The organism is Limnohabitans sp. TEGF003, from assembly GCF_055395455.1.
Map to the genome: position 1 here is coordinate 2,374,216 of NZ_AP029225.1, position 24,981 is coordinate 2,399,196.

11 protein-coding genes and 2 riboswitches are annotated in these 24,981 nt (G+C 61.3%); of the genes, 8 read left to right on the top strand and 3 right to left on the bottom strand.

Features of this window, described 5'->3' with window-relative positions; all coding sequences use genetic code 11:
- The first annotated feature begins 78 nt into the window (after positions 1-78).
- From ACZ5RT_RS11600 to ACZ5RT_RS11615, 4 genes are all read left to right on the top strand, one after another.
- The gene (locus tag ACZ5RT_RS11600; protein WP_464452551.1) at positions 79-1,857 is read left to right on the top strand and encodes a ShlB/FhaC/HecB family hemolysin secretion/activation protein; all 1,779 of its coding nucleotides are present in this window, start codon (positions 79-81) and stop codon (positions 1,855-1,857) included.
- Positions 1,858-2,030: 173 nt separating this feature from the next.
- Positions 2,031-2,930 (top strand): SapC family protein, encoded by a 900-nt coding sequence (locus ACZ5RT_RS11605; protein ID WP_464452552.1) that lies wholly within the window; start codon positions 2,031-2,033, stop codon positions 2,928-2,930.
- Positions 2,931-3,047: 117 nt separating this feature from the next.
- On the top strand, positions 3,048-3,479 hold the full coding sequence (locus tag ACZ5RT_RS11610) for a bactofilin family protein (RefSeq protein WP_464452553.1): 432 nt from the start codon (positions 3,048-3,050) through the stop codon (positions 3,477-3,479).
- Between the two features lie 17 nt (positions 3,480-3,496).
- Positions 3,497-6,388 (top strand): two-partner secretion domain-containing protein, encoded by a 2,892-nt coding sequence (locus tag ACZ5RT_RS11615; protein ID WP_464452554.1) that lies wholly within the window; start codon positions 3,497-3,499, stop codon positions 6,386-6,388.
- On the opposite strand, the gene ACZ5RT_RS11620 is transcribed toward ACZ5RT_RS11615, so the two are convergent.
- Positions 6,362-7,834, bottom strand: coding sequence for an IS5 family transposase (locus ACZ5RT_RS11620; protein WP_464452555.1), 1,473 nt, complete (start codon positions 7,832-7,834; stop codon positions 6,362-6,364). The two genes, ACZ5RT_RS11615 and ACZ5RT_RS11620, sit on opposite strands and share 27 nt — an antisense overlap.
- Positions 7,835-8,052: 218 nt before the next feature.
- Here ACZ5RT_RS11620 and ACZ5RT_RS11625 point away from each other — a divergent pair, with 218 nt between their 5' ends.
- The 3 genes from ACZ5RT_RS11625 to ACZ5RT_RS11635 all read left to right on the top strand — a co-directional run bounded on the left by ACZ5RT_RS11625 (position 8,053) and on the right by ACZ5RT_RS11635 (position 20,549).
- Positions 8,053-17,661: a YDG domain-containing protein gene (locus ACZ5RT_RS11625; protein WP_464452556.1), complete on the top strand. Its 9,609-nt coding sequence runs from the start codon at positions 8,053-8,055 to the stop codon at positions 17,659-17,661.
- Positions 17,662-18,527: 866 nt separating this feature from the next.
- Positions 18,528-18,629, top strand: a riboswitch (glycine riboswitch).
- 11 nt (positions 18,630-18,640) lie between these two features.
- Positions 18,641-18,742, top strand: a riboswitch (glycine riboswitch).
- Between the two features lie 62 nt (positions 18,743-18,804).
- Positions 18,805-20,064, top strand: coding sequence for a D-amino acid dehydrogenase (locus tag ACZ5RT_RS11630; RefSeq protein WP_464452557.1), 1,260 nt, complete (start codon positions 18,805-18,807; stop codon positions 20,062-20,064).
- Between the two features lie 2 nt (positions 20,065-20,066).
- Entirely contained in the window at positions 20,067-20,549 is a 483-nt protein-coding gene (locus tag ACZ5RT_RS11635) for a GNAT family N-acetyltransferase (RefSeq protein ID WP_464452558.1), read from the top strand.
- Between the two features lie 131 nt (positions 20,550-20,680).
- On the opposite strand, the gene ACZ5RT_RS11640 is transcribed toward ACZ5RT_RS11635, so the two are convergent.
- Positions 20,681-21,856 carry a J domain-containing protein gene (locus ACZ5RT_RS11640; protein WP_464452559.1) on the bottom strand — a complete coding sequence of 392 codons (1,176 nt, stop codon included), beginning with the start codon at positions 21,854-21,856 and terminating at the stop codon, positions 20,681-20,683.
- Positions 21,857-22,090: 234 nt separating this feature from the next.
- On the opposite strand from ACZ5RT_RS11640, the gene ACZ5RT_RS11645 reads away from it, so the two are divergent.
- Entirely contained in the window at positions 22,091-24,016 is a 1,926-nt protein-coding gene (locus ACZ5RT_RS11645) for a B12-binding domain-containing radical SAM protein (protein ID WP_464452560.1), read from the top strand.
- A gap of 253 nt (positions 24,017-24,269) precedes the next feature.
- On the opposite strand, the gene ACZ5RT_RS11650 is transcribed toward ACZ5RT_RS11645, so the two are convergent.
- A complete protein-coding gene (locus ACZ5RT_RS11650; RefSeq protein WP_422172188.1) occupies positions 24,270-24,899 on the bottom strand; it encodes a LysE family translocator in 630 nt (209 codons plus the stop codon).
- Between the last annotated feature and the right edge of the window lie 82 nt (positions 24,900-24,981).

Genomic DNA, 24,981 nt, shown 5'->3' on the forward strand with positions numbered 1-24,981 from the left:
CGCTGCTGAAATAATCAGAAATAAATATCACACCTGTATTTGTAATCTATCGCAGTATTGATTCAATCGGGTGAATTCATGTACCAAAATTGCCGGTCTATCCGGACCTGCTGTAGGCGCGGCGACCATCTTGCAGATGTATGCACGCCTCAAATTAAAAAGATCACCAGCGCCCAGATTGCCACTACTTCGGCCTTTCTCGCACTCTGGTTTTCTGCCAGCAGTTGGGCACAAAGCCTACCCGACGCCGGCAGCCTGCGCCAGCAGATCGAACAGCAGCGCGAGCTGCCCCTGCCGCAAGCAGCGCCAGCGCCGCGCGTAACGCCCCCGCCCGAGATCAAGGCCCCGTCAGGCATGACGGTGCGACCCCGGTCCTTCCGCCTTGCTGGCAACACCCTGTTGTCTTTTGAGCAGCTGGCACCTTCGCTGAGCGAGTTCGTCGGCCGCGAGCTTGACTTTGCCGGCCTGCAGCGCGCTGCCGATGCGGTATCCGCCGCCTACCGCCAGGCCGGCTGGATCGTGCGCGTGTACCTGCCCGAGCAGGACGTCAGCGCAGGGGTGGTCACGTTGCAGGTGGTCGAGGCCCGCTTTGCCGGTGTGCGCTTTGAGGGCGAAGCCTCCAGGCGGCTGCAGCGCGATGCGATTCAAGCCTTCTTTACCCGCCAGCAAGCCACCGGCCAGCCCCTGAACGGCGATGCGCTCGACCGCGCCCTGCTGCTGTCGGACGACCTGCCCGGCGTGAGCGTGGCCGGCACCCTGGCCCCCGGCAGCGCCGATGGCGAAACCGCCCTCGTGCTGCAAACCACCGATGAGCCCTTGATCTACGGCGACATCGGTCTGGACAACACCGGCGCACGTTCGACCGGCAGCGAACGCCTCACCGCCAACCTCAACATCAACAGCCCCGTTGCCCGCGGCGAGCTCGTGAGCCTGAGCGGACTGCACACCCAGGGCAGCGACTACGGCCGTGTGGCCCTCACACTGCCTTATGGCCACAACGGTCTGCGCCTGGGCGTGAATGCCTCGTCCATGAACTACCGGGTGGTGGGCGGGCCTGAGAGCATCACCAGCCTGCAGATCAACGGGCGCTCGAGCAGCATGGGCCTGGACTGGAGCTACCCGCTGGTGCGTTCGCGGCTGCACAACCTCTACTTCTCGGGCGGGCTGGAGAACAAGGGCTTTCACAGCGACAACCGCAACAGCAACGCGGCTGACCCCAAGAGCTTCTCGGACTACGAGACCCACAGCCTGCGCCTGGGCCTGTCGGGCAACCGCTTTGACGATCTGGGCGGGGGCGGCGCCAACAGCGCCTCGGTGCAGCTGCTGTGGGGGCGGCTGACGGCCATGCAGGCGCACAGCCAGATCGACAGCATCGGGCGCGACTACCACAAGCTCAACTACAGCCTCAGCCGCCAGCAAACGCTCACGCAGAGCCACTCCTTGCTGCTGAGCCTGCAGGGGCAGCAAGCCACGCAGGTGCTGGATTCGTCTGAACGCTTTTACATCGGCGGCGCCAGCACGGTGCGCGCCTACCCGGTCAGCGAGCTCGGCGGTGAGCGCGGCCAGGTGCTCTCGGCCGAGTGGCGCTGGCGCCTGAACCCGGCCTGGGTGCTCAGCGCCTTTGCCGACCACGGGCGGGTGATGAGCCTGCCGGCCACCGCCAGCGACCAGCGCAGCAGCCTGACGCTGCGCGGCCACGGCCTGAGCGCCAGCTGGCAAGGCCCCATGGGCCTGGTCTCCAAGCTGACCTGGTCGCGCCGCGACGGTGCCAACCCCAAGCCCACGCAGACGGGCACCGACAGCGACGGCACGCTCAAGGTCAACCGCCTCTGGCTGACCGCCAGCGTGACGTTTTGATGAAAAACCATCGCGCACCTTGGGGGATGGATCCTCGGGTCAAGCCCGAGGATGACAAGAGGGTTGGTCATACCCACCCCCACTCCTGTCATGCCCACCCCCATCCCTGTCATGCCCGACTCGATCGGGCATCCATGTCCCTTCCCTGTCATGCCCGACTGGATCGGGCATCCATGTCTGCCCTGAACGTGTACCCCTCCATGCGCGCCCTTGCACTGGCCCTGCTGACGCTGACCACCAGCGCCTTCGCTCAGAACAGCCCCCTCACCACCGCCCACACCACCACCGCCCGCCAGCGCATCCAGCCCATGAGCCAAGACACCGCCACCACCGCCTTCTTCTACCAAAAGCCCACCGTGCTCGACCGTGAGCAGCACAAGGGCCTGCGGCTCAAGGCCGCTGACGCCCGCTTTGCCAGCAAGAACCAGGCGGTGCCGCTGCTGGCAGCCGAGTTTCCCGAGGCCTGCCTCGAATACCCCATCGTCTTCACCCAGGGGCAGGACGGCCAGTGGATGGCCCTGGCGCTCACGGGGCTGCAGGCCGGGGCCAACGCCTTTGTGGATGCCAAGGGCCAATGGAGCGCGCGCTACGTGCCCGCCAGCGTGCGCCGCTACCCCTTCATCCTGGCCGAAGGCGCCAACCAGCAGCTCAGCCTCGCGGCCGATCTGTCGGCGCCGCAGCTGGGCACAGACGGTGATGCCCTGTTTGACGACCAGGGCGAGCCTACCGCGCTGACCCGAAACATCATGAATCTGCTGGCCGACTTCCAGAACCAGGCCACGGCCACCGCCGCCATGGTGCAAAAGCTGCACGAAGCCCAGCTGCTGACGCAGCAAAACCTGCAGGTCAAGCTGGGCGATGAGCGCAGCGCCGTGGTCGAAGGCGTCTGGATCGTGGACGAAGCCAAGCTGCGCCAGCTGCCCGACGACAAGGTGCTGGCCTGGTTCAAGGATGGGTCCCTGGCTGCCATCCACGCCCAGATGCTCTCGCTGCGCAACCTGTTGCCGCTGCTGCAGCGCAGCCAGCCGGGCAAGACCAGCGACAAGCCAGGCAAAAAGGCCAAGGGCTCTTGAGCCCATGGATTGCTTCGTACCTCGCAATGACGCAGATGCTTCGTGCCTCGCAATGACGCAGAGCCTTGTCACTGCAAGGAGCGCAGCGACGCGGCAGTCAACTCAGCACGCATGACCATGACCACAACACCCCTCATGCAAGACCTCGTCATTGGCTACGGCACCACCATCGAAGGCACCGTCCACAGCCTGGGCAAAGTGTACATCCACGGCTGCGTGATGGGGCATATCCAGGCTCAGACCGTGGTGTGCAGCCACACCGCCGATGTGCACGGCCACATCGTCTGCGAACAGCTGGACATGGCCGGCAAGCTCGACGGCAGCTTTGATACCGACGAGGCCTTCATTCGCGCAGGCGCCTGTGTCTGCACCTTTGAAGACGCTGTCTGCACGGGAACCTGCCGCATTGAAGGCACTTTTTCCGGAGAACTCAAGGCCGGACGCATCCTGCTACAGGGTGCTGGCGAGATCAACCGCATGCCCAGGCCACAAGCGCCCCCCAAACACCCAACCACACCACAAGAACCCTGCTCCGAACAAGGCACCTGACCCAAGGGAACATGACCATGAACAAGACCTTCCACAGCATCTGGAACGCCAGCAAACAAGCCTATGTGGCCGCCGCCGAAACCGTCTCGGCCAGAGGTAAACCCAGCTCGGGCGTCAAAGTGGCCGCCGTCATGGCTAGCCTGATGGGCAGCTTGCTGGGCACCGTGGCCAACGCCCAGACCGCGCCACCGCCCCTTTCCAGCACGGCGCTGCCCACCAGCGGCCAGGTCAGTGCCGGTCAAGCCAGCATCAGTCAAAACGGTGCCCACATGGTGATCAACCAGAGCACCCAACGCGCCGCCATCAACTGGCAAACCTTCAACGTAGGCAAGGACGCCCATGTGCAGTTCCAGCAGCCCAGCGCCGCCAGCGTCACGCTCAACCGCGTGATGAGTTCAGACCCCAGCCAGATCTTTGGTCGAATCAGTGCCAACGGCCAGGTGGTGCTGACCAACCCGGCGGGCGTCTACTTTGGCAAGGATGCGCGGGTGGATGTGGGCGGTCTGGTGGCCACCACCCACGGCATGAGCGACGCAGACTTCATGGCCGGCAAGAACCGCTATGAACGCAACGGCAGCACCGGCAGCGTGGTCAACGAAGGCGAGCTCAAAGCCGCTTTGGGCGGCTACATCGCCCTGCTGGCGCCCGAGGTGCGCAACCAGGGCGCGGTGATTGCGCAGATGGGCACGGTGGCCCTGGCCGCAGGCGAAGCCATTGACCTGAAGTTTGACAGCCACAACCGCCTGACCAGCCTGCGGGTCGAGCCCAGCCAGATGGCGGCTCTGGTCGAGAACAAACATGCGGTGCAGGCCCCGGGTGGCCTGGTCATCATCAGCGCGCAGTCAATGGACAGACTGGTGGGCGGTGTGGTGCGTAACAGCGGCCGCATCGAGGCCAACGGCCTGCAGCAGCAAGGTGGGCGCATCATGCTCTCGGCCAGCACCAGGGTGGACAACAGCGGCAGCATCAGCGCCAACGCCACGGCGGGCAACACCGCAGCAGTCAGCGGCCCGGCGGGCAAGGTGGAGATCAGCGCACCTGAGGTGCTCAACAGCGGCAGCATCAGCGCCACCGGCCTGAACACCGCCACCGCGCAGCACAGCGCCGGCAACGTGCTGGTGCAGGCCACCCACTTCACGCAGACAGCCACCGGGAACATCGACTTGAGCGCGCCCAGCCAGGGCGGACAGCTCAAGATCGAAACCACAGGCAACGTGAGCCTGCAAGGCAGCGTGAACGTGCAGGCCACACAGGACCGGACCCATGAAGGCACCGCCACGCAAGGCGGCACCATCGACATCGCCGCGCAGGGCGACATTGAACTGAACAGCGCCACGCTGGACGCCAGCGGTGGCCAGGGCGGCACGATCGCGCTGCGGGCCAAGGCGCCATCGCAGCCGAACAACCCACAGCCCGCGCCCGACGCCCCGGGCCAGGGCCGCCTGGCCATCATGGGCAACAGCACCCTCAGCACCCGTGGACGCAGTGGCCAGGGCGGCGGAAACGTACTGTTGGGCGAGCACATCAGCCTGCTGGACAAGACGCGCATCGACGCCATGGGAACCACTGGTGGCGGCCAGGTGCTGGTGGGCGGGGACTGGCAGGGCGGACAAAATGCAGATCGCCGTGTGTTTGACGACCCCCATGCGCTGTACCAGGCCACCACGGTGACCATGGCGCAAGGCGCCAGCATCGACGCCAGTGCCACCGAAAACGGTCACGGCGGCACGGTGGTGCTTTGGAGCGACATAGCCAACCCCAACTCAGCCACGCTGGTGTACGGCGCGCTCAAGGCGCAAGGCGGCGCACAAGGCGGCAACGGCGGGCAGATCGAGACCTCGGGCTTTTATTTGGATGCCGTGCCCAGCTATGTGAGCGCCAGTGCGCCCAAAGGCCAGAACGGTGAATGGCTGCTCGACCCCTACAACATCATCATTGCCAGCAGCAGCGCTGCGGGGACTGCGTTCTCTGCCGCAGGGGGCAGTTACACCTATACGCCAGGACTCGACAGCACCATTTTGGCGTCCAGCATCGTGACCGCGCTCAACGCGGGCACCAACGTCACCGTGAGCACAGGCTTGGCAGGCTCGCCAGGTGCCTCACTGGGCAATATCAGCGTCAACAGCGACATTACAGCCAGCACCGTGGGGGGCGGTTCGCTCACGCTCACAGCCGCTAACCACATCAACCTCAATGCCAACATTGCTACCTACGGCACCATCGAGTTCAATGGGGCCGTGAGGGTACAGGGGGCCGACCGCACTGTTACGTCCAGTAATGGCCATTTGAATTTCAACAGTACGATTGATTCTTTTGATTCAAAAGTGCAAGGCCTCTCACTAACAGCTTCAGCCGGCGGCATTCTTTTGGGGGGCTCTATTGGCTCAATTAACCCTATTTTTAATTTAAGTATTAATTCAAACCAGGGCGCTGTTTTTACAGGGAGTGAATTCGTGTTGGCGCCGCGTGATACTCGCGTCTACACTACCGAAGAAGTAACCAACCAAGCATGGGTGGAAATTGTAAAACAGTATGTCCCTGTTTCTCGATCATCTAGTACTGTACGGTTTTCTTCTATTGGCTCTATATCCTATGTCAATATAGGCTATACCCACATACCTTTTACTTTTGATGGAAACAAAAAATACAGAGCAGCTGTACAAGGCTCTTCTGATACGGGAATTGACGCAATTGTTCAAATTAGGACCGTTGGCAAAGATTTTTTTGGGAATATAAGAACCAATACCGTTGGTGAAACTACTCTAACTGCCGAAAAAAGCTATTCTTTGATTTCGTCGATTTCACTTACTTCGGATATGTCAGTTTTATTTGTCCACACAAACGCAAGTGGTGCCTATGGAGTCGCCCCTGCAAAATTCATTTCAAGCCAGCGCCCAGCGTTGATCTGAGTTTTGCAGTCGTTTGAGGCCGAAGATTTCTGCCAATTTCTCAAACAAACCCGCTAAACCACTCACCTGCAACAGGCACAACAAAAGGCCCAGGCCTTTCTTGGCGATCATCCGCAGCAGCCAGCGGATGTTGTAGCCCGCCGCGCACAGCACCGCGTGCAGCGCATCACCCTCTGAGCCCTTGAGGTGGCAGCGATCCATGCGGTGATCCGCTTTGAGGTGCCCGATGATCGGCTCGATGGCTTGGCGGCGTTTGAGCAGCCTGCGCTCTTCATCTGTGAGCCGCTTGTCCTTGCCACGGTGTTTGATCTCGATGTGCGGGTTGTCCTTGTCCACACCCCGGTAGCCCAGGTCGGCGTACACCACCTCGGGCTTGACCCCCAAGCCTTGCATCAGGATGGCGCTTTGCTCGATCTGCTCGTGCATGGTGTGTCCGTCATACGGGTTACCGGGAAAGCTCCTGGCGCCCACGATCAGATTGCCCTTGAGCGTCATGGCCAGACCCACCTTCACACCAAACTCGTAGGGGTTGCGGCTTTTACCTTTAGAGATGCACTCCACCTCGGGTGCATGCCAGCTGTAGAGCTTGGCGCGGTTGTCCACTGCCTTGCGGCTGCCGGTCTGCGTGACCAAGCGTTTGGCCTTGCCCAAGGTCTGGCCCAAGGTGTCTTGTATGGCTTGGCTGAGCGTGGTCATCTTGCGAGCCACCTCGCGCTGCAGCCGTCCAACGATGGTGCGCTGGCGTTTGATCATTTTGCGCATGCGTTTGAACTGACGGGCATGGGCATAGCGCCCAGCCTTGTAGCCCAGCAGTTGCCCTTCTTTGGCGTAGGTTTGCTTGAGCTCGATGCCATTGGCTTTGGCCACCTCGACCACCTTGGACCGGGCCGTCTCCAGCAGCTTGCTGTCGGTGGGGTGCGCCACGGCTTTCTCTTGCACCGTGGAGTCCACGATCACGCGCGTCAACTCTTTCTTGGCGATCAGCTTGAGCGTGACGGCCACCTCCATGGTGCGGGCCAGCAGCTCTTCCACACCTTCTTCGCCAAGGGCTTTACGGAAGCGCCCCAGTTGTGTCGGGTCGCACGGCCATTGGTGCTCGAAATACTCATTGCCAGAAAAGTATTGCCAAGTGGGGGTCTCGCCCCAACGCTGAATCACGTCTTCATCGCTCTCGTTGAACGCATGCTTGAGGTACAGCAGCGCCACCATCAGACGGGTGGGCAAACGAGGACGGCCAGCATTGGAGACGCCGCCACCGGCAACGGCCGAGACCGGGCCAAACAAATCCAAATCTTCGATCTTCTTGCCCGCCTTGACCTGGCGTGCCCAACGATGGGCGAGGGAAGCTTCGATTTCTTGCCAAGGCATGCGGTTGGCCAGTACCGCAAGCGGGTGACGCAAATCGATCATCTGGTCCAGGCGGTTGCGGAAAAAGTCATCGGTCATGGCGCTGCTTTCAAAAACTCCCAGAAAACAGCCTCCATTGAATAACTATTTGAGAGTTCTGACCATCCGGATTCACCCCAGATCACAAGCATTCATGCGGGTTGCAGGGGTTTTGCAGGGGCGACTATGGAACCTACAAAACGAGTGTTGAAGAACTACAGACATTTACCAGACAAGTCACAACAACAACTGGCGAATTAATCAATCCCACGTTCAACGTGACGGGCAATTTCAAGGTTGAAAACAATTCCAACAGTCGCTTTTTAAGGGTTGATGGCAATACAGGGGCCAAAGTCTCGTTGGCCATGAGCGGCACGGGCTCGTTGACCAAAGAGGGCACAGGCACTTTCACCTTGGGCGCCGGTAATACCTACACTGGGGGCACGTTTGTGAATGCGGGCACGCTTGCGCTGGGCGCCAGCAACGCACTTGCCGACACGGGTTCAATTAACGTCTCGGGGGGCACTCTGGCCATAGGGGGCTTTAGCGATACCGTGGGCGCAGTGGCCGTGACGGATGGAAGCATCACCGGCACCGGCACCTTGACAGGCAGCAGCTACCTTATCCATCAAAGCGCGGGCACGGCGACCGTTTCGGCGCGTTTGGCTGGCGCAGGCAGCCTCACCAAATCGGGCGCGGGTACCTTGGTCTTGACCGGTTCACAAAGCTATACCGGTGCAACCACGGTGTCAGGCGGCAGCCTCGTCTTCACCAACAACGCGGTGCCCACGACGAGCGGTTTTTCAGGCACCGGATCAGTCACCATCCAGCCCGATACCAGCTTCAGCAGCGCCCTGAACTCGAACCGCTACAGCTATGCCACCACCTTAAGTGGACTGACCCTCGGAAAAAATGGCAACACCGCTGGCATGACCATCGGTAGCGCCATCAGCATTGGCGGACCGATCGCGGTCTATGGTGGTTTGGTCACGCTCAGCGCTGACCTGACCAGCACGGCCACCAGTGGTAATGGCATCGACTTGAATGGTCAACGCATCACGCAAGGTGCCGGTATCCAGGTCAGCACCAGTGGTGCGCACATCGTTTACTCGGCAAGTGGTGGGGCTTTCACTTCAGGCGAGGATACCGCCATCAGCCTGGGTGCCACTACGGGAAGCCGCGCCGTCATCAACGCAGGCGGTGGCAACATCAGTTTGTCGGGAAGTTTCGGTGCCACCGGGGTTATAGGCGGCAGCAACATGAACGACTTTGCGATCTGGCTGGCCGGCTCCGACATCAAAACCAGTGGCAGTGGCACCATCACCATCACGGGCGATGCCACCAACACCACTGGCATTGCATCGGATTACGGTATCAATCTGGTTGCGGGCACTTTGATCCAGAGCCAAACCGGCGCCATCACCCTGACAGGTACTGGGAGCAAAGCGTCTGCCAATGCCCGCGGCGTGGTGGTGGACGGACAGGCGATCAAGATCCTGTCAGCCAGCGGCGCGATCCGCATCCGCGACCAGAAACCGGCAGGATTGACGGGTACTTACACCGGCTTCTATTTGCGGCCCAGTTCGACAGGCCACGTCGTGATCGGTTCTGATGGCAGCACCGTCTTGTCGGGTTCCTCTACGGCGAGTTCGTCCAACATCACCATCGAGGCCGACGCCGCTACATTCGTAGCCAATGAAAGTTATGGCACACAGATCAACACCAGCGGCGCCGTCACGCTGCAGCCTGATGGCAATGACTTTGTCGGCACGCTGGACACCACCAATCTGACCCTGGCCAGCACCCTTTCGAGCCTGAGCATTGGCAAAGCCTCCAGCGCAGACGGCACGGCCGACGCGGCCGTCACCCTAGGCAGCGTCACCAGTATCAATGGGCCGATCACCGTTTACGGCGGCAACATCAACATCAACGCGGGCCTGGTGACCAGCGCCAATGCAGTGATCACCCTCAAGGGCTCTGGCAACGTGACCGACGGCCCCAGCGGTTATGTGCAAGCAGGCAGCCAAACCACCCTCGGCGAGAGAACGGGCAGTTTGCTCCTGCTCGGTGGCAGCGTGACGCTGGACAACAGCGCGAACAACGACGTTTACAACCTGGCTGCGAGTGGTGTCAGTGGCCTGACATTTCTGGATTACGGCGGGTTGGATATTTCTACTGTGGCCAGTACAAGTGGCGTGTCGGCCACCGGCGTGGTGAACATCGGTACCCAGATTGGCTCGCTGCGCGTATCGCAGAACGTGGCCACCACCAATGCCAGCGCCAATGCGCTGACCTTGAACGCCAGCATCGGCAGCTCGGTGGGGGCTGATCTGTTATCGAATATTTTGATCAGCAGCACGACAAGCTACACCCCTACGATTTCGGTGGGGGCGGGTGGCATTGGCAGGCTCTACACCGGGGGCATCACCAGCGACAACCAGCGGTTGTCACAGCTGAGCAGTTTGACGCCGGGCTATTTCCGATACAACGCTGACGAAACGACCGATTTCGCCACAGCCGGGTTGACCGCATTGGGGGCCGGGATCAACGTGATTTACCGGGAACAGCCCAGCGCCACTGTGACGGTCGCCAACAAGTCCATGACCTACGGCGATGCCATTCCCATCCTGACCGGCAGCGTGAGCGGTGCGGTCAACGGAGACAACGCGACCTACAGCGTCACCGGTCGCCTGAACGCGAGCAGCGGCAACATCCGGGTGGGCAGTTACACGCTGACCGAGACCGGCTTGGCAGGGCTGGGTTACAACGTGACGGTGGCCTATGGCGCACTGACTGTCGGGCAGAAATCGTTGATGCTCACAGGTCTGCGGGCGTCGGACAAAACCTATAACCGTGAAACCGCGGCATCGATTGCCAGCTACGGTGCCCTCTCGGGTGTGGTCAGCGGCACCGTGGCTGGGAGCCAGGTCACAGACGCCGTGACACTGGTGACCAGTGGCGCGAGCAGCACGTTCAGCGATTACAACGCAGGTGCCAATAAAACGGTGACCGTCAGTGGCCTGAGCCTGACCGGAACCGATGCGGCCAACTACAGCATTGGCAGTCAAACCACGACGGCGACAATCAAACAGGCACCTTTGACGATCTCGGGTATTACCGCTGCCAGCAGGGCCTATGACGCGACCGACACGGCCACGGCCGATGGCAGTAAGTTGAGCCTGGGGGGGCTGATCGCTGAGGACGCGGGAGCGGTGACCGTCACCAACATCACGGGCAAGTTTGACAGCAAACACGTGGGCACCGGCAAGACAGTGACGCTGAGCTACACCAAAGGCGGCGCTGCGTTGGGCAACTACAGCGTGACGGACCAGACCAGCACCATAGCTGACATCACCAAAGCCACGCTGACGCTCGCTGGTGCCACCGGGGTGAGCAAAACCTATGACGGCACGAGCAGTACCGCCAGCCTGGTGCTGGACGGCACCTCGACGCCGGCACCGGCGGTAGGTAGTCTGGGCGGGATTTTGGGTACGGATACGGTCACCCTGACCGGCAGCGCGGTGTTTGCCAGCGCAGATGTGGCGCGTTCAGGAGACGCCATCACTGGTACCGTCACCACACAGGCCATCAACCAGGGCACCATCGCACTGGCCGGCGCCGATGCCGGCAACTACAACCTGAGCTGGACCCCAGGCAGCGGCACCATCCACCCGGCGCCGCTGACGGTGTACGCCAACAACGATGCCAAGTTTGTCTCGACGTCCGACCCGACGTTCTCGGTCAGCTATGCAGGCTTCGTGGCTGGGCAAACTGCGTCGGCACTGGACACCACACCGACAGTCTCCGTGGACCGGACCAATGCCCTCCCGGTCAGTGGTGGCGGCACACGCACGCTGGGCGCGAGCGGTGCAGAACTGGCGGACGTCTATACGGACGCACTTGTCCCTGGTGGTGCAACGGCCAAAAACTACAGCTTTAATTACGTCAAGGGCAGCTACGCCATCGTGCCGGCCGACCAATTGCTGGTGCGAATGGCGCCTGTCAGCACCGTTTACGGCACTGCTGCCTCGTATGCCGTAAGCAGCGCCAAGTATTTTGGCCAGACCGGTGCAGCCAAGGCTAGCGTCAGCTCGGTCGGGGCGTCGGGCGAGATTACGGGCGTGCAGGTCACCGACGCCGCAGACAAGTTTGTGGTGGGCGATGAGGTGAACGTCATCAGCGCCACAGGCACGGGCGCTCGCCTGCGCGTGGACAGCATCACGGGCAACGGCAGCATTGCCACCTTGAGTGTGGTCTCGGCGGGCAGCGGCTATGCAGCCAGTGATGAGCTGAACCTGCAGTACAGCCGCGAGGTGTCGGTGACGTCTGCCGTGGTCGGCAACAAGATCACCCTGACCGACATGGGCGGTCAGACGGCGCAATTCAACCTGGCGCCAACAGCTGCTGCATTGAGCACCGCCGGCAAGCTCAAGGCCGGCAACTACCAGCTCGGCGCCGATGGACTTGTCACCGAGACCAGCCCCAACTTCTCAAACGTGGTGACCGTCGTCGGCAACCACACGGTCACGCCAAAAGCGCTTACTACCAGCGTCACAGCAGGGGCCGCCAAGACCTACGACGGCACCCGTGCCATGGTTGGCCTCACCCTCGGCCTGACTGGCATCGAGACGGGCACCAACAATGACGTGGTCAATGCCAGCGGTACAGGCACCTACGACGTCGACAAAAACGCGAGCACAAGCAAGGCTTACACCGTCACCGGCATCACGCTGGGTGGTACAGATGCCGGCAACTACTACCTGTGGGACGGCACCACTGCCACCAGCACGTTGACTGGCACAGGTGCCATAGGCAAGCGCACGCTGAACGTTACCTACACCGGTGTGAACAAGGTCTATGACGGCAACAGCACGGCAAAGGTCATCACGAGCGATGACCGTGTGGCGGGCGACAAGCTGACCCTTGCCTACCAGGCGAACTTTGCGAGCATGAACTCTGAGGCTGCAAAAGACGTCTACCGGGTTGCAGGGGTGGTGACAGATAAGAACATCAGCATTGCCAGCGCCAGCCTTACAGGATCTGACGACGATGGCAACTACACTGTGGTGGCCACCGGCACTGCCACAGCCGCCAAAATCACGCCTGCATCGCTGGTGATTTCAGGCATCGTGGGGGTGGACAAGACCTACAACAATGACGCCACTGCATTGCTCAACACAGCGGGCCTCACGGCGACCGGTCTGATGGTCAGTGACACCTTCGGTGTGGAAGATGCCAACACGGTGCGGCTCACTGCCAGCGGCGCGTTCGGTGATGTCAATGCTGGCCTCGGCAAGGCTGTCAGCATCACCAGCAGCTACAGCGGTATAGACGCAGGCAACTACATCATCACCAGCCAGACCGGAACCACCGCGTCAATTGCCAAACGGCAGGTGATGGTCACGGCATCGAACGGCGTGAGCAAGACCTATGACGGCACCACCGACATGACCGGTGTGACCATTGGCCTGGGCGCCGTGAACGGCGTGACCGAATCGGGTCTGGTGAGCGGCGACAGTGTGGATGTTTCCGGCACAGGCAGCTTCAGTTCGGCCAGCGTGAGCCGCGATGCCAATGGCAATGTCTTGTCGGACAAGACTTACACCCTGTCTGACCTGCAACTAAGCGGCACCAATGCAGCCAACTACATGATTGCGGGCGGCGCCACCAGTGTGACCGGCAACAATGGTCGCATTGACCCGAAGACGCTGACGCTGATGGGCTTTGACGCGGCCAGCAAGGTCTACGACGGCACCACGGCAGCCACCATCATCAGTGCCGGTACGCTCGATGGCGTGGTAGGTGCGGACGACGTCAGCGCGAGCAACACCGGCGCTGCCTTCAGCAACAAGAATGTCGCCGATGGGAAAACGGTCACGCTCAACGGCATCGCTCTGGTTGGCTTGCAGGCAGGCAACTACTCGATCGCAGCCACTGCCACCGACACGGCCAACATCACCGCCAAAGCCCTGACCATCAGCGGTCTGAGCTCAAGCGATAAGGTGTATGACGGCACCACCACAGCCACCGTCAATGGCACTGCAGCGCTGCAAAGTTTCCAAGTCACCGGTACGGGTAACAGCTCGGATGGCATCGCCTACATCGGCGATGTTGTCAGCGTTACTGGAACCGCGGTCGGCAACTTCAATAGCAAGGATGTGGCCAGCGCCAACACCGTTGCTTTCACTGGCCTGAGCCTGACGGGTGGCGATGCAGGCAACTACACACTGACACAGCACGCCAACGACAACGCGCCCCGCATCACGCCCAAAGCACTGACCATCAGCGGCCTGAGCTCAAGCAACAAGGTGTATGACGGCACCACCACAGCCACCGTCAATGGCACTGCAGCGCTGCAAAGCTTCCAGACCGCTGGCACCGGTAGCAGCTCGGACGGTATCGCCTATACCGGGGATACCGTCAATCTGAGCGGCAGCGCAGTGGGTAACTTCAACAGTAAAGACGTGGCTACGGCCAATACTGTGGCTTTCACCGGCCTGAGCCTGACGGGTGGCGATGCAGGCAACTACACGCTGACGCAACACGCCGACGACAATACGCCCCGCATCACCGCCAAAGCGCTGACCATCAGCGGCCTGAGCTCGAGCAACAAGGTCTACGACGGCACCACCACAGCTACCGTCAATGGCACTGTAGCGCTGCAAACTTTCCAAAGTGCGGGCAGCGGCAACAGCAGCGATGGGGTGGCCTATATTGGCGATAGTGTCAGCCTCAACGGCACCGCGGTGGCCAACTTCAACAGCAAAAATGTAAGCGCGGCCAACACTGTGGCCTTCACCGGCTTGAGCCTAACGGGTGGTGATGCAGGCAACTACACGCTGACGCAGCACGCAGATGCACAACAGGTGATCACAACCAAGGCATTGACCGTCACCGCCAATGTGGTGAGCAAAGTCTATGACGGCACACTCGGCACCTCTGGTACAACGGGAACCGTAGACACCTCGGCTCTGGTCTCCGGGGATGTGGTCAATTCGGCGGGTACGCAAGCCTTCACCAACAAGAACCAGGGCACCGGTAAAACCGTACGGGCTTCGGGCGTAACCATCAAGGACGCCAGCAACGCCGACATGACTGGCAACTACGACATCACCTATGTGGATGACAACTCCAGCACCATCACCCAGCTGGCCTCGGCCACCTGGGTGGGGGGCACCACGGGCGACTGGTTCAACCCGCTCAACTGGGCCAGCACCAGCAACCTGGCTGCGACGGGTGCAGTGCCTGATTTGGCCAACGTTGCAGAGGTGGTCATTACCGCCGGCGCAACGGTCAGCTTCAACGCTACGGCCAGCGGTCTGGCGGAGGCTAACCAGCCGGTGTTCATCACTGCATTGCAAGGAAGCGGAGCCACGCTCAATGTTTCTGCTGGCTCGCTCAACATCGGCAGCAGCGGCATCACATTGGGCGGGTTGGCTCAAACAGGTGGGGACATCGTTAGCGCAGGTTCGGTTTCTGTGGTCAACGCCTTCAACCAAAGCGCAGGGACTCTGGGCACGACCGGCGTGGGCTCACACATCAGCCTGACCCAGGCCACGGGTGACCTGGCCTGGGTCAGCATCAGCAGCAGTGGCAATCTGACCGTGAACAGCGCAGGCAAGACCAGCCTGGGTACCACCACGGTTGGCGGCGACCTGAGCAGCACCACACGCGGAGCGGGCACACTGGGTGGCGTGGTGCAAACCGGGGCGCTCACTGTGGCAGGTCATGCACAGTTCATCGCCCACACAGGTACCGGTCAGGACGCACTGCTGAACCATGGCAGCAACGACTTTCAGGGCGCCGTGTCGTTCACCAATGCCAACAGCGGCAGCTGGCGCGATGTGACGCTGGTGGATGTCAATACCTTGACGCTCGGCGACATCAACGCCAGCGGCAAGCTGGACGCCACTGCAGCCACCAACCTGACCGTAGACGGAACAATCAATGTTCAGAGCCTGGACCTGACCGCCACATCGGGTGACATCACCCAAGGTGCCGGTGGTACGCTGACGGTGACGCAAGGTCCGACCAACCTGCTAGCGGGTGACAACATCACCCTGGACGGCGCCAACGACTTCACTGGTACGGTCAATGCAACCGGCAACAACATCACCCTGTCCGATCAAAGCGACATCACCCTGGGCGACATCAATGCCGGCGGTGACCTGATCGTCGATGCCGGTGGCAACATCGACCAGGACAGCAGCAGTGGCAAGAAGATCGTGGTCGGTGGCAACACGGACCTCAGCGGCGGTGACATCACGCTCGACGGCCCGGGCAACGACTTCCAGGGCACGGTCAATGCCGATGGCGACAAGATCACCCTCAAGGACGAGAACGACATCACCCTGGGCAACATCGATGCCGGCGGCGACCTGATCATTGATGCCGGCGGCAACATCGACCAGGACAGCAGCAGTGGCAACAAGATCGTGGTCGGTGGCAACACGGACCTCAGCGGCGGTGACATCACGCTCGACGGCCCGGGCAACGACTTCCAGGGCACGGTCAATGCCGATGGCGACAAGATCACCCTCAAGGACGAGAACGACATCACCCTGGGCAACATCGATGCCGGCGGCGAACTGATCATTGATGCCGGCGGCAACATCGACCAGGACAGCAGCAGTGGCAACAAGATCGTGGTCGGTGGCAACACGGACCTCAGCGGCGGTGACATCACGCTCGACGGTCCGAGCAACGACTTCAAGGGCACCGTCAACGCCGATGGCGAGAAGATCACTCTGTCCGATGAAAACGACATCACCTTGGGCGACATCAATGCCGGAGGCGACCTGATCGTTGACGCCGCCGGCAACATCGATCAGGACAACAGCGATGGCAAGAAGATCGTGGTCGGTGGCAACTCCGACTTCAGCGGCGGTGGCGACATCACGCTCGATGGCCCGAGCAACGACTTCAAGGGCACGGTCAACGCCGACGGCAAGAAGATCACGCTCAAGGACGAGAACGACATCACCCTGGGCAACATCGATGCCGGCGGCGACCTGATCATTGATGCCGGTGGCAACATCGACCAGGACAGCAGCGATGGCAAGAAGATCGTGGTCGGCGGCAACACCGACCTCAGCGGCGGCGACATCACGCTCGACGGTCCGCGCAACGACTTCAAGGGCACGGTCAACGTCGACGGCGAGAAGATCACGCTCAAGGACGAGAACGACATCACCCTGGGCAACATCGATGCCGGCGGCGACCTGATCGTTGGCGCCGGTGGCAACATCGACCAGGACAGCAGCGATGGCAAGAAGATCGTGGTGGAGGACAAAACCCAACTCACGGCCAGAGGCAACATCAAGCTTGACGGCAAGGAGAACAAGTTCACCAAGGGTGTAACGGTTTTTGCGCCCAGCTACATCATCGTAGGTGATTCGCGTAAGGATGTGGAGGACGCGCAAGGCAAAGCTATCACGGGGCTACAGGTCGCCGCATTGCCCGGCACCGGGAGCTTGAACAACACGCCGCCACAAGCCCTGGTCATGTCCTCGGATGGACCATCAGGGAGCTCTGCAACCACCGCATCCACTGCAAGCAGCGGCACGGGCGTGTCTGTGGACTTGCTGAGCACCAACCAGCAAGACACGCCTTTGATGGTGGCCGTTTCTCTGCCCAAGGGCGCCTCCACCGTGGGCAGCGGCTTCAGTTTCGAGATGCCCGATTCGGTCAAGTCCATGGCTGGCGCCGACGCCGATGTGCAGATCAGTCAGGTCAACGGCAGCCCCCTGCCCGCCTGGCTGAAATTTGACCGTCAAGCGATGCGCTTTGAAGCCAACGCGGTGCCCGACAGCGCACTGCCCTTGCAGCTTTGGATCGTGGTGGGCGGCCAGCGCGTGACGGTGGTGATCTCGGAGCGAACGGAGTGATGGACAGGAATTGCCGCAGCTGGCTTGCAATGAACAGCCCTCGCCTTGTGGGAGGCACCCCCTGTGGCCGCATGCCTTCGCGATCAGGGGATCGCTACTACAGAGGAGGACGACGGTCGGCCGTGAGCTGTTTGCCCGGCGACTGGAAAATGATCAACCCGGACGCCTCTTTCAAGCGCACACCACTCTGAACATGACCAGTGCTTGGAAAAAATTTGTGATAGCACCTATGCTGTCACACCGATTCCAGCGACTATTGATACCATGTGTTCACGCTGCGCTCCGTTTGGCACTGTCGGGTGGTGCGCAAGCCATCGTCACCCATAACTTAAGGGATTTGCAGGGCGTAGGGTTGCATCTGGGAAGCTTGCACAGCTTGACCAATCCGCAGGTGTCCCTGCCCAGCGATGTGCCACTACCCTCTTGGCTGATTTTTGATGTTCAAGGAATGCGTTTTGAGGCCTAAGCAGTTCCAGACTATGCGTTCCCGATACAGCTGGTATTAACCCTGAGTGACCATCGAGTTCTGATTGTCATGTCAGAAAGGACTGAGTCATCAGATCATTGACCGGATTCACAGTTCTACGGCGACCGCAACCTGTTCTGCAGCTGCATCCCGGTGGGCGACTACGCGGCCTGATCGCGGACCGCATGACCCGCACGACCGCCTGATTTTTGTCATCCCAACCTTCTCTTTGTCATCCCGGCCTACCCTTCGTCATCCCGGCCTTGAGCCGGGATCCATGTGTGCCAAGGAGATGGACCCCGGGTCTTCGCCCGGGGTGACAAATTCATTTGCTTCGCCCGAGATGGCCAATTCATTTTTTCACCCGGGGTGACAAAGCTCAAGAACAACCATAAAATCCAACTTCGCGTCGGGAGAGACTGCACCGCTTGAACAAGCCTCGTGCAGCGCCGAAGGAGCAACCACCCCGGAAACTCTCAGGCAAAAGGACCGATGCGAAACGGCGCCCAAAGCGCCACACACTCTGAAGAGCGACCCGGGTTCGTCACCCGGGACCACCGCAGGAGCAAGCCTCACACGAGGTGAATCTCTCAGGTTTCAAACAGAGGGGGTCATGCCGCGCACATCCGGTGCGAAGCGTGTCCATCCGTTTGAGACGCAGAAACGAGAGAAGCTTCATGAAAAAGCACATGGTCATCATTGGTGGCGGCATCACCGGCGTCACATCCGCCTACGCCTTGGCCCAGCAAGGCATCCAGGTCACCCTGATCGAGAAAAACCGCTACCCCGGCATGGAAACGTCCTACGCCAACGGCGGGCAGTTGTCGGCCTCCAACGCCGAAGTCTGGACCCACCCGTCCACGATCATCAAAGGCCTCAAGTGGATGCTCAAGAGCGATGCGCCGCTCTTGATGAACCCCGCCCCCACTTGGCACAAGCTCAGCTGGATGGCCGAGTTCGTGGCCGCTATTCCCAAGTACAAGGACAACACCATCGCCACGGCCAAGCTGGCCATCGAGTCGCGCGAGCACCACTTTGCCTGGGCCAAGGCCGAAGGCATCGACTTTGACCACAAGCGCGAAGGCATCCTGCACATCTACCGCGACAAAAAAGGCTTTGACCACGCAGGCCAAGTCTCCAAGCTGCTGGCCCAAGGCGGCCTGCCCCGCCGCGCCGTCACCCCCGACGAAATGAAAGCCATCGAGCCGACCCTGCAAGGCCAGTACTACGGCGGCTACTTCACCGAGAGCGATTCCACGGGTGACATCCACAAGTTCACCTTCGGCCTGGCCAAGGCCTGCGAGCGCCTGGGCGTGAAGATCCTGACCGAGCACCAGGTGCTGAATGTCGCCTCGAACGGCCAAACCGCCACCGTGCAAGTGCAGCACGCGGGCCAAACTGAGACCCTGAGCTTCGACGGCATCGTCATTTGCGCAGGCGTGCACGGCCGCCGCTTGGCCGCCCAATTGGGCGACCGCCTGAACATCTACCCCGTCAAGGGCTACTCGATCACCGTGGGCCTGAACGACGCCGCCAGCCAGGCCGCTGCGCCGCAGGTCAGCCTGCTCGACGACGAAACCAAGCTGGTGACCAGCCGCTTGGGCGCAGACCGTTTCCGCGTCGCGGGTACGGCCGAGTTCAACGGCATCGACCTGGACATCCGCGCCGACCGCATCAAACCGCTGGTCAACTGGGTCAACGAATGCTTCCCCGGTGTGGACACCCGCCGCGTCGAGCCTTGGGCCGGACTGCGCCCCATGATGCCCAACATGCTGCCACGCGTGGGCGCAGGCAAAAAAGCCAACGTGTTCTACAACACCGGCCACGGCCACCTGGGCTGGACCTTGTCCGCCATCACCGCGCATCAGCTGGCTGGGCATGTGATGGCGGCCATGAAGGACAATGTGCGCTCCTTCATGACCCCCGCCACTGCCTGACCATGCCGCTTCACATCCTGCCCGTCGATTACCAAAACCCTGTCCACCGCCATGCCCTGGTGATGCTGCTGGACGCCTACGCCCAAGACCCGATGGGCGGGGGCGAAGGACTGGCGCAGGATGTGAAAGATCGCTTGTGTGATGACCTGGCCGCACGCCCCGATGCGGCCAGCTTCATCGCCTGGCTGGACGATGCGCCAGTGGGCCTGGTCAACTGCATCGAGGGCTATTCGACCTTCAAGGCGCGGCCCCTGATGAACATCCACGACATCGCCGTGCTGCCGGGCCACCGGGGGGCGGGCGTCGGTCAGGCTTTGCTGGCGGCTGCCGAGCAGCATGCGCGGGCGCGTGGCTGCTGCAAGCTCACGCTGGAGGTGCTGACCGGCAATGCGCGGGCTTTAAAGAGTTACCTCGGCTTCGGCTTTGAGCCCTATGCGCTGGACCCCGCTGCGGGTCAGGCCAGCTTCATGCAAAAGTGGCTTTGAACAAAACCCTGTAGGTCGCGCCTTTACGGTCCGACCCTTGATTTTTTCGCTAAACGACATTTTCAAAAGGCGATAGCACACCGAAGATGTCGGACCTGAAGGTGCCGACCTACAAAGACCACGCGCCCAAATCAAAAGTCGCTGGACGACTGCACCTGCGCTTTGGCCAGCTGCCACTGCTCTTTGAGCCAGCGCTTGAGTTCGGCATCGTTCTGAATCCGTCGCAAATCGGCCGCCAGGCTGTCGGCGTTGTGCCGTTGGTCGGCCTGGATGCGCTGCAGGGCTTGCGTCATCGCCGCCTCGTCCACATCGGCCCGCACCGGCACGCACAGCTCCCGGCTCAAGCGGCTTTGCAAAGCGTCCAGATCGTCCTCCAGCGCTGCCACCTGTTCTTTGAGCAGCGAAGCCATGGCGATCAGCTGGGCATCGGCCATGCGGGTGGCGTTTTGCGGGTTGACCTGCGTCACCTGCATTTGCAGGCGCAGCAAGGTGCTCAGCTCATTTTTTTCATAGGCGGCGTTGACCTCGCTCATCAGCGCGGTTTTGCGCAGGCGCTCTTGCTCGTCGGGCTCACGGTCCGGGTGCAAGGCGCTGGCCAGTTGCCGAAACACCGTGCGGATGGCGCTTTTGGCATCAGCCTCGCGCAGCACAGCGGGCGGCACCTCGCCTTTTTCGGCCGCAGCGCTTTTCTTTTGGGCTTGTTTGTGTGCTTTTTTGGCCGCACGCTTGGCCGCCTTGCGCTGCTCGTCGGCCTCTTGCTGGCGTTGCCACTGGCGCATGCCCGCTTGCATCATCTCTTCGGGCGTTTGGTATTGGCCTGCTTTTTCAATCGGCTGGCCCAGCGCTTCTTCGATGCGCTCGCGCAAACGTTGCGCCGCCTCGGCCTGCTCTTGGGCTGCTTCCTGAGTGTCCTCATCGCTCACATACAAGTCGGCCAGTGCCTGGACTTGCGGGTCGGCGCTGGCGGCCAATTGGTCGAGCAAGCCTCGCACCAGTCCCCGCGCCATGCGCTGCTGTTTGTCGGTGAAGTCGGCCGTTTGCAGGCGCTCATGTACAAAGAGCAGCAGGCTTTTGCGATGGGCCTGCACCAGCTGCACCGACTCGCGCAAGGCCTGGATGTGGGCATACCGGTGCCGATCTGACCAAGCCTGTAGCCGCTCGATCTGGCCTGAGAGCTGCTCGATGCGGACCAGCAAGGCGTTGAAGCGCTGCTGGGCGGGCGTGAGCGGGGCTTGATCGCCGGGCTGCACCATCAAGGCAGACAAGGAGACGGCAGCGTCTTGGGGCGCTTCGGGCGAGGGGATCATTTGAAAAAAGAGCTAAGACTTTGAGTCTGCTCGATGTTAACCCCCTGCAAAGACTGCACCCTGCGGCCGAATGATTGAAAAGGCTAGGCCTTCGGCACACATTCGCGAGCAGGGGCTCGCTCCCACGGGGAGTCGGACTGCTTGGCTTATGTGGGAGGCCGCCCCTGCGGCCGAATGCAGGAAGGGGCCTCATCCGTCGATAATCCCCCCACTGATTCGAAAACCGCCCGCCTGATGCCCAGCCTCACCCCGTTCAAAGTGCTCAGCCTCATCCCGCCGATGACGCAGCTGAACACCCCCTACCCGTCCACGGCCTACCTGACGGGTTTTTTGCGTTCGCGGGGGTTTGATGCGGTGCAAGAAGACCTGGCCCTGGCCACCGTGCTCGCCTTGCTGAACAGACCAGGGCTCACCGCTTTGCGCGACGCAGCGCTGGCCTTGCCCGTTGAAGAGCGCTCGGGTCCGGTGAACTTTTTCCTTGACCATTTCAACGATTACGCCGTCAGCATCGACCCGGTCATCGCGTTTTTGCAAGGCCGCGACAGCACGCTGAGTCACCGCATTGCAGGCCGGGGCTTTTTGCCCGAAGGCCCACGCTTTGCGGCACTCGACGCCTATGACGACGATCGCACGGGCGACCCGATTGGATGGGCTTTTGGCGCATTGGGCCAGACCGACCGCGCCCGGCACCTGGCCACGCTGTATTTGAACGACGTGGCCGATGTGCTTCGCGACGCCGTGGACGAAGGCTTTGAATTTGTCCGCTACGCCGAGCGCCTGGCCGCCAGCCAGCCCAGCTTTGACGCGCTGGCTGAGGCGCTGGCACAGGCGCCCAACCTGCTCGACAGCACGCTGGAGCGCCTGGCCCTGCAAGCCATCGAGCGCCACCAGCCGCAGCTGGTGCTGCTGTCGGTGCCTTTCCCCGGCTCGGTGTATGCGGCGTTTCGCATCGCCCAATGCATCAAGCGCTCGCACCCGCGCATCCGCATTGGCTTGGGCGGCGGTTTTGTGAACACCGAGCTGCGCGAGTTGAAAGACGCCCGGGTGTTCGACCATGTGGATTTCGTGACGCTGGACGGCGGTGAGCGCCCGCTGCTGAGCCTGATCGAGCACCTGCAAGGTCAGCGCAGCCTGCAGCGCCTGCAACGCACCTTTGTGCGCAACGACGCAGGTCAGGTGCAGTACATCAACTTGGCTGAGCCCGACATCCCGTTTGAAGAGGTGGGCACGCCCACCTGGGACGGCCTGCCGCTGCACCAGTATTTGTCGCTGCTCGACATGCTCAACCCGATGAACCGGCTGTGGAGCGACGGGCGCTGGAACAAGCTCACCGTGGCGCACGGTTGTTACTGGAAGAAATGCAGCTTTTGCGATGTGAGCCTGGACTACATCAGCCGCTACGAAACCGCACAAGCCAGCACGCTGGTCGACCGCATCGAGCAGATCGTGGCCGAGACGGGCCAGACCGGCTTTCACTTTGTGGACGAAGCTGCGCCCCCTAAAGCCCTGAAAGCCTTGGCCGAGGAGCTGCTGCGCCGAGGTGTGCAGATCTCTTGGTGGGGCAACATCCGCTTTGAGAAAACCTTCACGCCCGAGCTGTGCGACTTGCTGGCCCAAAGCGGGTGTATTGCCATGTCGGGTGGCCTCGAAGTCGCGTCCGACCGTTTGCTCAAGCTCATGAAAAAAGGCGTCTCGGTCGAGCAGGTGGCGCAAGTGACCAAAGGCTTTGCCGATGCAGGCGTGCTGGTGCACGCCTACCTGATGTACGGCTTTCCCACGCAGACCGTGCAGGACACGGTGGACGCACTCGAATACGTGCGCCAGCTGTTTGAAAACGGCTGCATCCACAGCGGCTTTTTCCACCGCTTTGTGTGCACCGTGCATTCGCCCGTGGGCCAAAACCCAGAGGCTTATGGCGTGCAACTGCTGCCCCTGCCCGACGGCACCTTTGCCAAAAACGATGTGGGCTTTGTTGACCCGACGCCCATGCCCCCGGGCGTGGACCACGACCTGCTGGGCCAAGGCCTGAAAAAAGCCATCTACAACTTCATGCACGGCGTGGGCGTAGAGGCCGATGTGCGCCACTGGTTTGAGCTGCCCAAAGGCCAATGCCCCAAACCGACGGTGCCGCGCCACAAAATCGCCAAGGCGCTGGGTTGAACTGGGTTACATCTGTAGGTCGGCGGCTTCAGCCCCGACATGCGCCTGTGATGAGCCCACGAATGTCGGAGCTCAAGCTCAGACCTACAAAAAAACCGCCCGCACGCCAACCCAAGCACTGCTGAAATATGAGGCACACTGCGCCAAGCCAACAGGCATGCGGGTCTCAGGGCTTGTTCATGCAGTTATCCACAACTTGGCGCACAGTTGTCGGGGGTAAACCCGGCCAAGGAGCGCCAGCGCACCGACAAACTCAGCGGCTGGTCGCCATCAAAGCCGCAAAACCGACAAACACGCCACCTGTGACGCGGTTGAAATTTTTCAGCACATGGGCTTGCTGCAGATACCGCGAAAGTTTGTGGCCGCTGAGGGCGTAAATCAGGTACCAGCCGACTTCGATCACGGTGAACGTGGCCAACAAGATGCCAAATTGAGGCAGTGCAGGCCACTCAGGCTGGATGAACTGCGGAAAGAAGGCCGCTGAAAACACCATCGCTTTGGGGTTGCTGGCGGCCACCGCCAGGCCTTGCCGATAAAAAGAAGCCCCACTGCGCACGGGCAGAGGCTGTCCGCTGGCCGCTTGAGCCGTCGGGTTCGACAAGCCTGCCCGCCACAACTTGTAACCCAGATAGGCCAGATAGCCCGCACCCAGATAACGCAGCGCATCGAACACCATCGGAAAGGTGTGCAGCAAAGCGCCCAAACCCGCCGCCGAAATGCTCATCATGCACAGCAAGGCGGTCATGCAACCGGCCATGGTCATGACGGCCGAGCGCAGGCCAAAACGCGCGCCGTGGCTCATCACCAGCAGCATGTTGGGCCCCGGGGTGGCCGACACCACAAAGGTCAAGAGCACAAAAATCCACCACGCTTGCCAATTCATTCTGACCCTTGTTGTTCGATGCCGCCTCAAAAGAGGCCTTATTTTGAAGTTCATTCGGCCCAAGTCGCCCCCTCGGTCGTCT

Bases quoted from the DNA above. Each gene is read 5' to 3' on its own strand.
- ACZ5RT_RS11650 (WP_422172188.1), bottom strand. From the start codon at position 24,899: ATGAATTGGCAAGCGTGGTGGATTTTTGTGCTCTTGACCTTTGTGGTG.
- ACZ5RT_RS11610 (WP_464452553.1), top strand. From the start codon at position 3,048: ATGACCACAACACCCCTCATGCAAGACCTCGTCATTGGCTACGGCACC.
- ACZ5RT_RS11615 (WP_464452554.1), top strand. From the start codon at position 3,497: ATGAACAAGACCTTCCACAGCATCTGGAACGCCAGCAAACAAGCCTAT.
- ACZ5RT_RS11635 (WP_464452558.1), top strand. From the start codon at position 20,067: ATGCCGCTTCACATCCTGCCCGTCGATTACCAAAACCCTGTCCACCGC.
- ACZ5RT_RS11640 (WP_464452559.1), bottom strand. From the start codon at position 21,856: ATGATCCCCTCGCCCGAAGCGCCCCAAGACGCTGCCGTCTCCTTGTCT.
- ACZ5RT_RS11600 (WP_464452551.1), top strand. From the start codon at position 79: ATGTACCAAAATTGCCGGTCTATCCGGACCTGCTGTAGGCGCGGCGAC.
- ACZ5RT_RS11605 (WP_464452552.1), top strand. From the start codon at position 2,031: ATGTCTGCCCTGAACGTGTACCCCTCCATGCGCGCCCTTGCACTGGCC.
- ACZ5RT_RS11620 (WP_464452555.1), bottom strand. From the start codon at position 7,834: ATGACCGATGACTTTTTCCGCAACCGCCTGGACCAGATGATCGATTTG.
- ACZ5RT_RS11630 (WP_464452557.1), top strand. From the start codon at position 18,805: ATGAAAAAGCACATGGTCATCATTGGTGGCGGCATCACCGGCGTCACA.
- ACZ5RT_RS11645 (WP_464452560.1), top strand. From the start codon at position 22,091: ATGCCCAGCCTCACCCCGTTCAAAGTGCTCAGCCTCATCCCGCCGATG.